Origin of the sequence: Nisaea sp. (assembly GCF_965216895.1) — a bacterium.
Lineage (GTDB): Bacteria > Pseudomonadota > Alphaproteobacteria > Thalassobaculales > Thalassobaculaceae > Nisaea.
The window spans coordinates 374,530-388,343 of the sequence record NZ_OZ244205.1; the positions used below are offsets into that span (position 1 = coordinate 374,530).

At 61.8% G+C, this 13,814-nt stretch carries 15 protein-coding genes; 11 read left to right on the forward strand and 4 right to left on the reverse strand.

The window, feature by feature from the left end; translation table 11 throughout:
• Positions 1 to 74: 74 nt before the first annotated feature.
• The 3 genes from ACOOE1_RS01720 (at position 75) to ACOOE1_RS01730 (ending at position 2,028) form a co-directional block, all read left to right on the forward strand.
• A complete protein-coding gene (locus ACOOE1_RS01720; RefSeq protein WP_420404619.1) occupies positions 75 to 968 on the forward strand; it encodes a formate dehydrogenase accessory sulfurtransferase FdhD in 894 nt (297 codons plus the stop codon).
• Entirely contained in the window at positions 958 to 1,587 is a 630-nt protein-coding gene (gene mobA, locus ACOOE1_RS01725; RefSeq protein WP_420404620.1) for a molybdenum cofactor guanylyltransferase MobA, read from the forward strand. The genes ACOOE1_RS01720 and mobA overlap by 11 nt, the downstream gene beginning before the upstream one ends.
• A 102-nt stretch (positions 1,588 to 1,689) precedes the next feature.
• A complete protein-coding gene (locus tag ACOOE1_RS01730; RefSeq protein WP_420404621.1) occupies positions 1,690 to 2,028 on the forward strand; it encodes a hypothetical protein in 339 nt (112 codons plus the stop codon).
• 8 nt (positions 2,029 to 2,036) lie between these two features.
• On the opposite strand, the gene ACOOE1_RS01735 is transcribed toward ACOOE1_RS01730, so the two are convergent.
• A complete protein-coding gene (locus ACOOE1_RS01735) occupies positions 2,037 to 3,095 on the reverse strand; it encodes a Rossmann-like domain-containing protein (RefSeq protein ID WP_420404622.1) in 1,059 nt (352 codons plus the stop codon).
• A gap of 48 nt (positions 3,096 to 3,143) precedes the next feature.
• A complete protein-coding gene (locus ACOOE1_RS01740; RefSeq protein ID WP_420404623.1) occupies positions 3,144 to 3,347 on the reverse strand; it encodes a DUF3553 domain-containing protein in 204 nt (67 codons plus the stop codon).
• Positions 3,348 to 3,618: 271 nt separating this feature from the next.
• On the opposite strand from ACOOE1_RS01740, the gene ACOOE1_RS01745 reads away from it, so the two are divergent.
• The 6 genes from ACOOE1_RS01745 (at position 3,619) to ACOOE1_RS01770 (ending at position 10,034) form a co-directional block, all read left to right on the forward strand.
• Positions 3,619 to 4,182 carry a histidine phosphotransferase family protein gene (locus ACOOE1_RS01745; RefSeq protein ID WP_420404624.1) on the forward strand — a complete coding sequence of 188 codons (564 nt, stop codon included), beginning with the start codon at positions 3,619 to 3,621 and terminating at the stop codon, positions 4,180 to 4,182.
• A 176-nt stretch (positions 4,183 to 4,358) separates the two neighbouring features.
• Complete coding sequence (locus tag ACOOE1_RS01750; RefSeq protein WP_420404625.1) at positions 4,359 to 7,079, forward strand: chemotaxis protein CheW; 2,721 nt, start codon at positions 4,359 to 4,361, stop codon at positions 7,077 to 7,079.
• 7 nt (positions 7,080 to 7,086) lie between these two features.
• On the forward strand, positions 7,087 to 7,578 hold the full coding sequence (locus ACOOE1_RS01755; RefSeq protein WP_420404626.1) for a chemotaxis protein CheW: 492 nt from the start codon (positions 7,087 to 7,089) through the stop codon (positions 7,576 to 7,578).
• A gap of 59 nt (positions 7,579 to 7,637) precedes the next feature.
• Complete coding sequence (locus ACOOE1_RS01760) at positions 7,638 to 8,003, forward strand: response regulator (RefSeq protein ID WP_420404627.1); 366 nt, start codon at positions 7,638 to 7,640, stop codon at positions 8,001 to 8,003.
• Positions 8,004 to 9,191, forward strand: a complete 1,188-nt coding sequence (locus ACOOE1_RS01765) for a protein-glutamate methylesterase/protein-glutamine glutaminase (protein WP_420404628.1) — start codon at positions 8,004 to 8,006, stop codon at positions 9,189 to 9,191.
• A gap of 6 nt (positions 9,192 to 9,197) precedes the next feature.
• Complete coding sequence (locus tag ACOOE1_RS01770; RefSeq protein ID WP_420404629.1) at positions 9,198 to 10,034, forward strand: CheR family methyltransferase; 837 nt, start codon at positions 9,198 to 9,200, stop codon at positions 10,032 to 10,034.
• A 93-nt stretch (positions 10,035 to 10,127) separates the two neighbouring features.
• Here the strand turns inward: ACOOE1_RS01770 and ctrA are convergent, their stop codons facing one another.
• Positions 10,128 to 10,850, reverse strand: a complete 723-nt coding sequence (gene ctrA, locus ACOOE1_RS01775; RefSeq protein WP_420404630.1) for a response regulator transcription factor CtrA — start codon at positions 10,848 to 10,850, stop codon at positions 10,128 to 10,130.
• A 178-nt stretch (positions 10,851 to 11,028) separates the two neighbouring features.
• Between ctrA and fliI the strand changes: the two genes are divergently transcribed.
• Both fliI and ACOOE1_RS01785 read left to right on the forward strand, forming a co-directional pair.
• The gene (gene fliI, locus ACOOE1_RS01780) at positions 11,029 to 12,399 is read left to right on the forward strand and encodes a flagellar protein export ATPase FliI (RefSeq protein WP_420404631.1); all 1,371 of its coding nucleotides are present in this window, start codon (positions 11,029 to 11,031) and stop codon (positions 12,397 to 12,399) included.
• Positions 12,396 to 12,812, forward strand: a complete 417-nt coding sequence (locus ACOOE1_RS01785) for a hypothetical protein (RefSeq protein ID WP_420404632.1) — start codon at positions 12,396 to 12,398, stop codon at positions 12,810 to 12,812. The genes fliI and ACOOE1_RS01785 overlap by 4 nt, the downstream gene beginning before the upstream one ends.
• A gap of 23 nt (positions 12,813 to 12,835) precedes the next feature.
• Here the strand turns inward: ACOOE1_RS01785 and ACOOE1_RS01790 are convergent, their stop codons facing one another.
• Complete coding sequence (locus ACOOE1_RS01790; RefSeq protein ID WP_420404633.1) at positions 12,836 to 13,795, reverse strand: hypothetical protein; 960 nt, start codon at positions 13,793 to 13,795, stop codon at positions 12,836 to 12,838.
• Positions 13,796 to 13,814: the final 19 nt, after the last annotated feature.

A 13,814-nucleotide genomic window follows, 5' to 3' on the forward strand; every position in this document is an offset into this window, starting at 1 on the left:
AATTCGGGACGTCGACCCTGCGCTTTACCGCGATGTGGATTGCCTGCGCCGGGCGCTCTGCCCATAGTGAATTCATGACACACGAGACACCAGACTATCTTGTCGGACCCCGGCCGGACGATCCGCGCCTGACGCGGCGGCTGACGGGACTCGATCACGAGGGCAGGGAGCAGGAAATTTCGGTCATCATGGAGCGGCCCCTGACGATCTTCCTGAACGGTCAGGAAATTGTCACCGCCATGACCATCTGCGACTTTCCCGACTATCTCGCGGTGGGCTACCTGCTCAACCAGAACATGCTCCGTGCCGACGACGTGATCACCGGGATCGATTACGACGATGACCTTGAGGTCGTGGTGGTTCGTACCGAACGCGAAACGAATTACGAAGAGAAACTGCAAAAAAAGATTCGAACCTCCGGGTGCGCGCAGGGCACTGTCTTCGGCGACCTGATGGAGAAGTTCGAGGATATCGAACTCCCGCACGATGCCGTGCTCAGAACATCCTGGATCTATGCGTTGTCCCGGCAGATCAACCTGACGCCGAGCCTCTATCTCGAAGCCGGGGCGATCCACGGATGTGTCCTTTGCCGCGAGGACAAACCGCTGATCTACATGGAGGATGTCGGCCGGCACAACGCGATCGACAAGATTGCGGGCTATATGTTCCTGAACCGGATCGAACCGGGCGACAAAATCTTCTACACGACCGGCCGCCTGACCAGCGAAATGGTGATCAAGACGGTGCAGATGGGAATTCCGATCCTCATATCGCGCTCGGGCTTTACGGCCTGGGGCGTCGATCTCGCGCGGGAGGCCGGTCTGACACTGATCGGTCGCGCCAAAGGCAAACGGTTCATCGCGCTCTCCGGCGAGGCGCGGCTTATCTACGACGCGGACCTCGCCGCCGTCGGCGAGGAGCCTGCCCGCAGTGCGCGCAAGGCGAGCGTGTCTTCCGATGCCGGTTGAACGTGACGACATCGTCGGCGTTCTGCTCGCGGGGGGACAGTCGCGCCGCATGGGCGGAGGCGACAAGTCTCTGCGGCATCTCGCGGGACGACCGATCCTGTCGCATGTGATCGAGCGGATCCGCGGCCAGGTCGGCCGGCTCGTGCTGAATGCGAACGGCGACCCGGAACGGTTCGCCGGGTATGGCCTGCCGGTGGCGCCGGACGTGGTGGAGGGGCAACCGGGGCCCTTGGCCGGCGTGCTGACCGGTATGCGTTGGGCGGCACAACACGCGCCCGAAGCGCATTGGGTCCTGACAGTTGCAACCGACGCGCCTTTCGTGCCGACGGATATCGTATCGCGTCTGACGGCGGCGATCGAAGCGGAGGGGGCGGAACTCGCCTGCGTCGCATCGGGCGGGCGTCGACATCCGGTGATCGGTCTCTGGCCGGTACGGCTTGCAGATAATCTGCAGAATGCGATCGAGCAGGAAAACATCCGCAAGGTTGATCTTTGGACCGCGAGATTCAAACTCTCGGTCGCTGCTTTTCCCGAGAAGCCAACTGATCCGTTTTTCAACGTCAACCATCCGGATGACTTGGAGGAAGCGGAACGCGTTTACGAGCAGGTTGCGCGCTAGACCCCTGTTTTCGGTTTTTTGTAGAAGGTCTTCTCATTCGGCCCGCATAGGCGTAAGATTCTTAAAGCTTTTCTTCACCTTGCGACCTTCCGGCGGCACCTGATGACCCGAATCCTCTCGACCATTCTGATCGTGACGGCGCTGACCGGTCTCACCGGCTGTTTCGGCGAAGAGGAAAAGCCGGGTCCGAAGCTCGATTTCATCAATGTCAGGAACGACTCGTCCACGGAAGCCCGGGTCCGGGTAAAACTGTGGACCGAGGACATTCTGGTCGTTTCCGCCGGAGATTCGGGGAAGATGGAGTTCAAGGCCGGAGCGCAAACCGTTCAGGTCGAGGCGCGTAGCCGCAAGCAATGGGACGATTGCTGGGTCACGATGCAGGTCGGCGAGACGCTCGTCGTTTCCGACGCCGGCGAGCGGATCGGCTGTTCGGTCGAATAACCGCAGCGCTATTCTTCCGTGAGTACGACCTGCCTGCCGTGAGGTTTGAACGCCTTCACGCCGCCACCGGCGGCGATGACCTCGCGTGTTCGCTCCCGATCCGCAACGACGAAACCGGCGAGCCTTTGAATGCCGTAGGCATGTAGCGCCGGCTGGAGCGGAGTGCCCGGGCCAACAAGAGTGACGCGGCTCCCGCTCGCGAGGCGCAACAGGCCGGCGAGCGTGCCGTTGCTCCAGGCAGACGAGGTGACGACGAGATGATCGGTTCCCGGAATGACATAGGGCGCGGCGTCCGCCGGCAGGTCGTCTGGGCCGGGATACTTTTCCAGCACGACTGCCCCGGGACGCTTTCGGGCGAGATCTGGGAAACGGCCTACAATCACGGTCCGGTCCGTTCCCGATCCCGCTTCCGGCAGCAGGCCGTCATCTGCCGAACCTCCGTCGGGAGCGAGATTGCCGGCATTGATTGCCGCGCAGGCGAGCGAACGCTCGATCCCGGCGGGCATGCGCAGTCTTTCTGCAAGTGCCCTGAGAGGCGCACCGATATAGTCCGTGCCGGTGTTTGCCGGAGTGTCCGATGCCTGTCCGCTCGCAAGCAACGGCATGGCGGCAAGGCCGACCGTGTTTTCGGTTTCGACCATTGCCCAGCGCTGGCCGGCAGTGACACGGGTGATCGGAGTTGGCGGGAGGTTTCGGATCATCTCCTCGTCCGCGCGTTCCGGCCCCCACCATTGGAAGAGCCGCTCCGGCAGCACCGGCAAGGGGCGCAGATCGCTTAAGACGGGCAGATCGGCAAGGAGGCTCGCCGGTCCCGTCAGGAGAAGCGGGATATCGAGTTTCCCTGCCTGCTCGAACAGGGCGGACAATTCATGGCCGGACAACGGTCCGGCCGCCCCAAGATCCACAAACGCGAGATCGTGCTCTTTCGATAGGGCCTCGGAACCAGGCGAGGTCACGCGCCATCTGCGGGCCTGCAGACGCCTGACGAACTCGGCGGCCGTCCTTGCCGCGCCATCCTCGGTTTCGGAAATCACCCAGGCGGGCGTCAGGCGGGGGAGCGGGAGCATGCGTTCTTGGTTTCATTGCCCCGAATCTGCGGGGCCGGGAAAGGCGAATCAGCCGAAACGGGCGGCGCGTCTTTCTTCAACCAGGTCATCGGCTGCGACCAGGTCGACTTTTGCACTGTTGATCAGTTGCTTTCCGCGATGCTCGAAATTGACGGTGACGCGATCGCCGACGACCGATTGGATCTGTCCAATTCCCCAGTCAGGTTCGTCCGCCAGCATCACGAAACTTCCAGGAGTGAGGAAATTGGACATTGCACCCTCGTAAACGTTGCGTCTCGATGCTGCCGCGGCACTTAAGAACACGCGATTAAGGAATTGTGAAGGAAAGCGGAATCAAACTTCAACAAATTTCGCTGCGGCAATTTTTCCGAACCACAAGGAAAGGCCGTGATCGTATTGTGTGATAACATCGCGCAAATAGAATGAGACACCGGAGCGGTTCCGCATGTCAGAGCATATGAGATTGATTGATATACTTTTGTCGCGGCTTTTTCATGATCTCATCAGTCCCGTCAGTGCGACCGTGAACGGGGCTGAACTGATCTCGGATCTTGGCGGCGGCGGTGGCGATCTCGAGCAAGAAGCGCTGGCGTTGATCGGAACCAGCGCGCGTCAGGCGTCCGAGCGTCTGTCTTTCTTCCGAGTCGCCTTCGGCGGAGCGGGCTCGACGGCTGACCAGTCCGTGGCCGACGGCGCCGCGCTGGCGGAACCCTATCTGAAGGCGCGCAAGATCGCGTTCGAGCTTGAGTGCCCGACGGATCCGAAGACGGTGCGGCCGCCGGTCGGCACGATCAAGGTGGCGCTCGGCTTCATTTGCACGCTCTGTGAATGTCTGCCGCGTGGGGGAACCATCGCCCTCGCGATCGCCGGCGAAAATGGCGATGAGGTGGTGTTGAAGGCGGCCGGTGACGGCGCGAATCTGCTTCCGGAAATCTCGACCGCTCTCGAAATGGACGCTGACATCGAGGATTTGACCAGCAGATCCGTTGTGGCGCATGTCGCGGCGGAAAACGCCGGCCGGTTCGGAATGGAATTCGCCTTTGAGACAGGCTTGAATGCCCTCGAGGTCCGGTTGTGGAGGCCGTGATGCGCCGACAAAACCGGAGGATCGGGAGCAATGCCTTTGGACTGATTGGGTTAACGCTTTTTTTATCGGTTTGAACTACGGTCGATGTGTCCGGGAAGTTTGCGCCGGTCCGGAATGTGAACCTTCCGGATCACAGGGTGTGCGGGCGCCGAACGAGAAAGAGTGGGGTTTGATTGATGGATGAACTACTCAGCGAGTTCTTGACGGAGACGTCCGAGAGCGTTTCGGAGCTCGATGTCGAACTGGTCCAACTGGAACAGAATCCGAACGACCAGGCTCTGCTCAGCAATATTTTCCGGCTCGTGCATACGATCAAAGGCACATGCGGCTTCCTGGGGCTGCCACGCCTTGAGGCCGTCGCGCATGCCGCGGAGAACGTCCTCGGCCGAATACGCGATGGTAGCCTCGAGGTCACGCCTGACGCGATCACGCTGATCCTGGAATCCTTCGACCGCATCAAGTGGCTGCTGTCATCCCTCGAAGAAAACGAGGTTGAACCGGACGGCGACGATCAGGATCTGATCGACCGTCTCAACGTCGTCGCCGAGGGTGGAGCGCTGGATGACGGGGCGGTGGCCGCGGCAGCGGCGGAAGAGACCGTCGCAGAGGAGCCCGCTCCGGAACCAGAGCGTGAGCTGAAACCGGGCGAGGTTAGCCTCGACGAACTGGAGCGCGCCTTCATGGAAGCGCCCGGCCCTGAGGACGTGGCCGCGGAGGAGCCTGAAGCAGAGTCCGCCGAAGAGCCGGCTCAAGCGGAACCCGAAGCGGAAGCGCCGCCGCCGGCCGCGAAAACGGAAGTCGCCGTCAGTGGCGGTCAGAGCGTCGCGAAACAGCCGGAACAGGACAAGCAGGTCCGCGAGTCCTCTGTTGCCAACCAGACCATCCGCGTGAACGTCGACCTGCTCGAAAACCTGATGACAATGGTCAGCGAGCTGGTTCTGACCCGAAATCAGCTTATGCAGATTTCGCGCAACGAAAAGGACAGCGAGTTCACCGTTCCCCTGCAGCGCCTCAGCCAAGTGACCTCCGAGCTGCAGGAAGGCGTGATGAAAACGCGCATGCAGCCGATCGGCAATGCCTGGTCCAAGCTGCCACGACTGGTCCGTGACCTCTCCATCGAACTGGGCAAGAAGATCGAACTGGTCATGCTGGGCGCCGACACCGAACTCGACCGTCAGGTGCTGGAGCTGATCAAGGATCCGCTGACCCACATGGTCCGCAACTCGGCGGACCACGGCATTGAGGATGGCGTCGACCGCGTCGCCGCCGGCAAACCGGAAGGCGGGACCGTAACCCTGAACGCCTATCACGAAGGCGGTCATATTATTATCGAGATCAAGGACGACGGTAAGGGCCTCGACCCGGAGAAGATCAAGGCCAAGGCGATCGCCAACGGCCTTGTCGCCGAGGCCGAAGCCGATACCCTGTCCGAGCAGCAAATCCAGCAGTTCATCTTCCGCGCCGGTTTCTCGACCGCTGCCCAGGTCACTTCGGTGTCCGGCCGTGGCGTCGGCATGGATGTCGTGCGCACGAACATCGAGAAGATCGGCGGCACGATCGAGCTTAAGTCGGTCTTCGGCAAGGGCTCGACCTTCATCATCAAGATCCCGCTGACGCTTGCCATCGTCTCCGCCCTCATCGTCGAGGCCGGCGGCGAGCGTTTCGCGATCCCGCAGCTCAGCGTCGTCGAACTGGTCCGCGCATCGAACAATAGCGAGCACAAGATCGAGGAAGTGCACGGCACCCCGGTGCTGCGCCTGCGCAACCGTCTTCTGCCCCTGGTCTCCCTGCGCCGTCTGCTTCGTCTGGACGAGGCCGAGGAGGAAACGCCGCAAGAGACCTTCATCGTTGTCTTGCAGGTCGGGACCTATTCGGTCGGCGTGATGGTCGACCGGGTTTTCGACACCGAGGAAATCGTGGTCAAGCCGGTGGCTCCGATCCTGCGCAACATCACGCTCTTCTCTGGAAACACCATTCTCGGCGACGGCAGCGTGATCATGATCCTGGATCCGAACGGGATTGCGTCCGCGAGCGGAGAGCTCAAGATGGTCGACGAAGATGCGAAGGACACGGCTCGCCAGCTGGCCCATCGTGCCGACGTCTCCTCATTGCTTCTGTTCCGTGCCGGCGGCGAGAGCCCGAAAGCGGTGCCGCTCGCTCTCGTCGCGCGCCTTGAGGAGATCGACCTTGCCTCGGTCGAGTATTCCGAGGGTCGGCCGCTGGTGCAGTATCGCGGGCAGCTCATGCCGCTGATCCCGATGGTCGATGAAATGCAACTCGCGAAGGAAGGTCGTCAGCCGGTGCTTGTCTTCACCGACAACGATCGCTCGATGGGCCTGATCGTCGACGAGATCGTCGATATCGTCGAGGACCGGATCCATATCGAGGTCCGCCCGGATCATCCGTGGCTCATGGGCAGCGCGGTCATTGCCGGCAAAGCGACCGAAGTGATCGATGCGGGGTACTACCTGACCCAGGCCTATGGCGACTGGTTCGGCTCCGGCGACGGTGACAGCCAGGAGCCGGCAGGATCGCGACGGGTCCTGCTGGTCGATGACAGTGCCTTCTTCCGCAATCTCATCAAGCCGCTGCTGTCGGTGGCGGGCTATGAGGTTACGATCGCGGAACATGCGGAAGCCGCGCTCGATCTCTGCGAAAACGGAGGAGATTTCGACGCCATCATCAGCGATATCGAGATGCCCGGGATGGACGGTTTCGAACTGACCCGCCGCCTGCGTTCGATCGACCGCTGGCAGGAAACGCCGATCATCGCGCTCTCCTCGCATACGAGCCCGCGTGATCTCGACCGTGGCCGCGAAGTAGGTTTCACGGACTATATCGCCAAACTTGATCGTGACGCGCTGCTCGAAACGCTGGCGCAAACCATCGACGCGTGAGGGACTGATGACGGATTTACCTGCGACTCAATCCACCGGGCAAAGCCTTGTCGCGCTCGGCGAGCTGAAGCAGTTCGTTTCGATCATGATCGGCAAACAGCTCTTTGGTATTCCGGTGCTCCAGGTCCATGACGTGCTTGGACCGCAACGGATCACCCGTATCCCGCTCTCTCCGAAGGAAGTGGCCGGGTCTCTCAATTTGCGTGGCCGCATCGTCACCGCAATCGATATCCGTAGCCGCCTGAACATGCCGCCGCGTGACGAGGACCAGGAAGGCATGAGCGTCGTGGTCGAGGACCAGGGCGAGCTCTACAGCCTGATGGTCGACTCGGTCGGCGAGGTGCTCTCGCTCGACGAGGCGACCTTCGAGCAGCACCCTGCGACGCTGGGCGAGAACATCCGCGAGGTGTCCACCGGGATTTATCGCCTCGATGATAGCCTATTGGTTGTTTTTGATGTGCCCTCGCTCCTGCGGTTCCAGGGTGAAGAGGCGGCTTAGAGTGCAACGCTCGAAAGAGTGTGCGACAATCTACGCGTGACGATTCGCGGAGCTTTTTGATGAAGACCTGTCTGATTGTGGATGACTCCAAGGTCGTCCGAATGGTGGCCCGGAAGATCCTCGAGGAGTTGAAGTTCGAGACCTCCGAAGCCGAAGACGGACAGATTGCGCTCGACGCCTGCAAGGCCGCACTTCCCGATGCCGTCCTGCTCGACTGGAATATGCCGGTGATGAGCGGGATCGATTTCCTGCGCGAGCTTCGAAAACTTCCGGAAGGCGACCGTCCGCTGGTGGTTTTCTGCACCACCGAGAATGACATGGCCCATATCCAGGAAGCGCTCGCCGCAGGCGCGAACGAATACATCATGAAGCCGTTCGACAGCGAGATCATCGAAACAAAGTTCTCTCAGATCGGGTTGTTGTAGATGCGCGGACATAGTGCGTCCGCGGAACCAAAACCGCGGTCGAATGACCCGTACAGAGTAATGTTGGTGGATGATTCCGCGGTGATCCGCGGTCTCTTCACGCGCTTTCTCGAAGCCGATCCAGATGTGAAGATCGTCGCGTCCGTCGGGGACGGCCAGCGCGCGATCGACACCCTGAAGAACAACGATGTCGAGATCATCGTGCTCGACATTGAAATGCCGCGCATGGATGGCATCACCGCGCTTCCCGAGTTGCTGAAAGTCGATCCAAAAGTGCAGGTCGTCATGGCCTCGACGCTGACAGCGCGGAATGCGGAGATCTCTCTCAAGGCCTTGTCGCTCGGCGCGCGCGATTATCTGACCAAGCCGAGTTCCACCTCCGAGATGACCGGCGCGGCCGATTTTCCGAGCGATCTTCTGAGCAAGGTAAAGGCTTTCGGAGCGCAGCGCCGCCGCAAGGCAGGGTCCGCTCAACCGTCCGGAACGTCCGCAGCTGCGGTCACTGCCGCGCCCGGAAAGGCCGCGTCGCCTGCGCGTCCGGCCGCTGCCCGGGCCACCGCGACACGCCCGGCACCGGCAGCAGCCGTACAGTTTCCGCTGAGAAAGCCGAGTGGCCGAAAGCCGGAAGTGATCGCGATCGGCAGTTCGACCGGCGGACCGCAGGCCCTTTTCAAGGTTCTTGCCGACATTCCGAAGACGATCCGGCAGCCGATCCTTGTAACGCAGCATATGCCGCCGACCTTCACCACGATCCTGGCGGAACACATCACCAAATCCTCCGGCTGGGTCTGCTCGGAAGCGAAGTCGGGCGATGTGGTGGCACCGGGCCGGATCTATCTGGCTCCGGGCGGCTATCACATGACCGTGAAAAACGAAGGCTCGGAGAAAGTGATCGCGCTCAACCAGGAGCCGCCGGAGAATTTCTGCCGCCCGGCGGTCGATCCGATGATGCGCAGCCTGGTCAAGGCGTATGGACGCGTGCTTGCGGTTATTCTGACCGGTATGGGCCATGACGGACGCGAGGGTTGTCGGACGATTGTTGAAGCCGGCGGCGACGTGATCGCCCAGGACGAGATGACAAGTGTGGTCTGGGGGATGCCGGGCGCGGTTGCGCAAGCGGGATTGTGCTGCGAAGTTCTTCCGGTAACGGAAATCGGCGCCAGCGTCCAGCGGCTGGCGAGGGGGTAGGCTGGTATGAACAGCTCAGATTTCGAATTTCTGTCCAGTCTGCTTTACAAACAGTCGGGCCTCGTTCTGACACCGGACAAGGGCTATCTGCTCGAAACGCGTCTGCAGCCGGTTGCGCGCAGCCACGGACTGAGTTCCATCGAACAGATCGTCTCGACGCTGCGTTCGCGGCGCGACGAGCGGCTGGTCAATTCCATCACCGATGCGATGACCACGAACGAGTCCCTGTTCTTCCGCGACCGCACGCCGTTCGAACAGTTCAAGACCGTGGTCTTGCCGACGCTGATGGAAACGCGGGCGGCGAAGAAGCAGATCCGGATCTGGAGCGCGGCCTGTTCATCGGGGCAGGAGCCTTATTCCTTGTCCATGGTTCTCGACGAACTCGGCTCCAAACTCGCCGGTTGGCGGGTCGAGATCATTGCCACGGATATTTCCAGCGAAATGATCGCCCGCGCCCGCGCCGGCGTCTATTCTCAGTTCGAGGTGCAGCGCGGTCTTCCGGTCCAGCTCCTGGTCAAGTATTTCCAGCAGGATGGCGATCGCTGGCAGCTGAACGAGAAGATCCGCCGGATGGTGACGTTCCGCGAGTTCAATCTGCTGCAGGATCCGCGCGCGCTCGGAAATTTCGATATCGTGTTTTGTCGCAACGTCCTGATCTATTTCGATCAGGACACCAAGCGCCAGGTTCTCGAGGGGATCTCGCGGCAGATGGCGCCGGACGGCTACCTCTATCTCGGTGGCGCGGAGACCGTCATCAGCATCACGGACAAGTTCCAGCCGGTGAAGGGCCAGCGCGGCATGTATATGCCGACGGGGGCGGGGGGCCAGAAAGCCGCAATCTGAGCGCTCGCCCATGTCGGAAACCGGAAAATGGCATGAGAAAAGGGCTGGCCCCGTCGGAGCCAGCCCTTTTCTTGATTCCAGATCGAGCGGAGGTTACTCGGCCGGTTCCTTGACCTTCTTGCTCTTGGAAGCGGTCTCGGCATCCGGATCGCGCAGCACATAGCCGCGGCCCCAAACGGTTTCAATGTGATTGGCGCCGCCGGTCGCCTTCGAGAGTTTCTTGCGCAGCTTGCAGACGAACACGTCGATGATCTTCAGTTCGGGTTCGTCGATGCCGCCATAGAGATGGTTCAGGAACATCTCCTTGGTCAGCGTCGTGCCCTTGCGCAGGGAAAGCAGTTCGAGGATCGCGAATTCCTTGCCGGTGAGATGGACAGGCATGCCGTCGACTTCCGCGCTCCGCGTCGTCAGGTTGACGGAAATCGGGCCGGTCTCGATCACCGAGTCGGAATGGCCTTTGGAGCGGCGGATGATCGCCTGCATCCGGGCGATCAGCTCGCGCCGGTCGAACGGCTTGGTGAGATAATCGTCGGCGCCGAATCCGAGGCCTTTGATCTTGTTGTCCATTTCGGACAGGCCAGAGAGAATCAGGATCGGTGTCTCAACCTTCGAGCTTCGCAGGCGGCGGAGGACCTCATACCCGTCGAGATCCGGCAACATCAGGTCGAGCAGGATAATGTCGTAATCGTAGAGACGGCCGATCTCCAGGCCGTCTTCTCCGTGCTCGGTAACGTCGACGACGAAACCTTCCGACTTCAGCATCAGTTCGATGCTCTGAGCCGTTGCGGTATCGTCTTCCACCAGGAGTACTCGCATGGGACCCTCCCAAAATTTGATTTAGTATAAACGTTAACGTCTTTAGATAAACAAACCATTAACCCAAGGCTCTGTCCGGTCCAAGGCGTGCCAGACGACCCGGTTGATGATAGACTCCTTTACCTAGGTTCGCGAAAGGCGCTCGGAAAGGGCTCCTGTCCCCGTTGGAGACCGTCAGGTGGCGACTGCTCTCGGAAATCTCGCATCTGAAATCGACAAGATCGCCGAGTTCCGGCTTTACGGTCGCGTGACCGCGGTTCTCGGCATGATGGTCGAGGTCGGGGGGGTCGACCGGGCACTCTCGATCGGAGACCGGCTGCATCTTCAGGCCCGGAGCGGCACGCGGGTGAGCTGCGAAATTGTCGGTTTCAAGGATGGCCGTGCTCTGGCCATGCCGTTCGGGTCCCTGGACGGAATCGGCATCGGAAGCCGGGCCGAAATCTCCGACGCGGCGCCGGTCATCTTTCCGCACGAAGGGTGGCTCGGCAGGGTCGTCAACGCTATGGGCGAGCCGGTGGATGGCAAAGGGCCTCTCGGTGACGGTCCTAAGGGGTGCCCGGTGAAGACAGCGCCGCCGCCGGCCCATGCCCGGCAGAGGGTCGGCGAGAAGCTGGATCTCGGTGTCCGCGCGATCAACACGTTCGTTTCGGTCTGCAAGGGCCAGCGCATGGGCATCTTCGCCGGATCCGGGGTCGGAAAGTCGATGCTGATGTCGATGATCGCGCGCTTCACCCAGAGCGAGGTGAACGTCATCGGTCTGGTCGGCGAACGCGGCCGCGAGGTGCAGGAATTCATCCAGGATTATCTTGGCGAAGAAGGCCTTGCCCGCAGCGTGGTCGTCGTCGCGACCTCTGACGAGTCGCCACTGATGCGCCGGCAGGCAGCCCACCTGACTCTGGCGGTCGCGGAATATTTCCGCGACGAGGGCAAGACTGTCATGTGCATGATGGACAGCGTGACCCGCTTCGCCATGGCGCAGCGCGAGATCGGCTTGGCGACCGGCGAGCCGCCGGCCTCCAAGGGCTACACGCCCACGGTCTTCGCCGAACTGCCGAAATTGCTGGAACGGGCGGGCCCGGGTACCGGCGAGGGGACGATTACCGGACTCTTCACTGTGCTGGTCGAGGGCGACGACCACAACGAGCCGATCTCGGATGCCGTGCGCGGTATCATCGACGGCCATATCGTGCTCGATCGCGGCATCGCGGACCGCGGGCGCTACCCTGCAATCAATATCCTGCGCAGCGTCTCGCGCACCATGCCGGACTGCAACACCGTCGCGGAGAACGCGCTGGTCCGCCGGGCCCGGGCGCTGATGGCGACCTACGAGAACATGGCGGACATGATCCGGCTCGGGGCCTATCGCCGAGGCAGCGATCCGGAGGTGGACGAGGCGATCCTCTACCATGACTCTCTCGAGCGGTTCCTGTCGCAGGACAAGAACGAGGCGGCGACGCTCGACGCCGGATACGATCAGCTTGATGCGATTCTCTCGATGATCGGCGACGCGGCCCCCGGGCCGAACGACGAAGAACAGGATGAATCGTGAGCCAGTTCGAACAACTCGTCCGCCTCAGAACCTGGGAACTCGACGAAAAGCGTCGTGCGATGGGCGCGCTGCTTGCGGAAGAGGCGGCGTTGCATTCGGAACGCGAGGGCATGGCGCGCGAGATGGAGATGGAAAAGCAGGCTGCTGGTACGTCTCTCGATGCGCGCCTGGCACTGGAAGGCTACATGGCTCATTTCAAGCTGCGCGAGAAGGCTCTCGCCGATCGTATCGCGGCGAAACAGAGCGAGATCGATGCCGCCAATGAGGAAGTCCTTGATGCCTACCAGGAGCTTCGCAAGGCGGAAGCGGCTCAGGAACAACATGCTGCGCGGGAAGCCGAACGGATCGCCCGGCTGGAACAGATGGAACTGGACGAGATCGCCCTCAATATCATGAAGCGGCGGGAAGGCTAGGAAATCGCGGCTCGGGCCGCGCGTCAGGCGTAGACGTCCGGTCCCTGACGTCCGTCCGGCATCAGTTCGGCGAGCGGGAGCGGGGGGAACTCCTTCTGCACCTTGAAGCTGACCGCGCCTTCCATGCCGGTACGGGCCGCTGTGGTCTCGAAGATGTCGATGATGTCCGCCCGCATTTGTGATGGCAGCGCGTGCCTGGTCCGGATCAGCAGGGAAAGCGACTTTTTCGCAACCGACCCGTCGATCTGGAATGGACCAAGCCCGCTCAGGAGCAGATCGACGATGAAGCGTGTTTTGCCGTCCTCCGCGCTCTCCTCGCGCTCCTCCTCGTCATCCCGCTTGCTGTCGTCATCGGTCGGCTGGAAGGGCGCGGGGAGGACAAAGAGGCGAAGTTGCTCCAGTGCGTCGTTGTGTTGCACCGGCATGAAGAACGCCCGCCAACCGCCGCTCTCCGGCCCGCCGTCGCTGGCGCGGCTCAGTGATTGGAAATCGCCGCTGAGAGCGGAAAGCAGACGGCTGTTGGAACTCTCTAGGCCCTGATTCGCTTCCTTGCCGAGCCAGCTGCCGAGCGAGCCGCCCCGTACCGCGGCGAGAAAGAACAGCATAGAGGCAGTGAGCTGCGGTCCTGGCCGGGCGATGGTCGCGGCGAGCTGCGCGGCCCCCTGCGGAGCGGAAATCTCCAGGGCCCGCAGGCTTTCTTCCAGCGCAGGCCATTCGCGGGACAGGACCGCAAGCGGTGCCGGTTGCGCGGTGCCGCTCCGTCCGGCACTTTCGGCGGCGGCGCGGGAGAGCATCTCCATGCGGACTTCCGACTGCAATTGGCCGCTCTCGGCACGCGCAGCGACGTCGAGCAGGCCGATCGGGGAATTGACGATCGCCTGACCGTTCCCGCCAGTGGCGACGATGGTTCCGGAAATCACCGTTCCGCCGGAACCCGGTTGCGCGTTGAGCGCGTTGCTCGCGGTCTGACCGACGGACAGCACACGGACTGGAAAATCGGTG

Excerpts from the sequence above, each read along its gene's own strand:
- ACOOE1_RS01730 (WP_420404621.1), top strand. The coding sequence starts at position 1,690 with ATGACCCGAATCCTCTCGACCATTCTGATCGTGACGGCGCTGACCGGT.
- ACOOE1_RS01755 (WP_420404626.1), top strand. The coding sequence starts at position 7,087 with ATGACGGATTTACCTGCGACTCAATCCACCGGGCAAAGCCTTGTCGCG.
- ACOOE1_RS01770 (WP_420404629.1), top strand. The coding sequence starts at position 9,198 with ATGAACAGCTCAGATTTCGAATTTCTGTCCAGTCTGCTTTACAAACAG.
- ACOOE1_RS01765 (WP_420404628.1), top strand. The coding sequence starts at position 8,004 with ATGCGCGGACATAGTGCGTCCGCGGAACCAAAACCGCGGTCGAATGAC.
- ACOOE1_RS01760 (WP_420404627.1), top strand. The coding sequence starts at position 7,638 with ATGAAGACCTGTCTGATTGTGGATGACTCCAAGGTCGTCCGAATGGTG.
- ACOOE1_RS01720 (WP_420404619.1), top strand. The coding sequence starts at position 75 with ATGACACACGAGACACCAGACTATCTTGTCGGACCCCGGCCGGACGAT.
- ACOOE1_RS01750 (WP_420404625.1), top strand. The coding sequence starts at position 4,359 with ATGGATGAACTACTCAGCGAGTTCTTGACGGAGACGTCCGAGAGCGTT.
- ctrA (WP_420404630.1), bottom strand. The coding sequence starts at position 10,850 with ATGCGAGTACTCCTGGTGGAAGACGATACCGCAACGGCTCAGAGCATC.
- ACOOE1_RS01735 (WP_420404622.1), bottom strand. The coding sequence starts at position 3,095 with ATGCTCCCGCTCCCCCGCCTGACGCCCGCCTGGGTGATTTCCGAAACC.
- ACOOE1_RS01740 (WP_420404623.1), bottom strand. The coding sequence starts at position 3,347 with ATGTCCAATTTCCTCACTCCTGGAAGTTTCGTGATGCTGGCGGACGAA.
- mobA (WP_420404620.1), top strand. The coding sequence starts at position 958 with ATGCCGGTTGAACGTGACGACATCGTCGGCGTTCTGCTCGCGGGGGGA.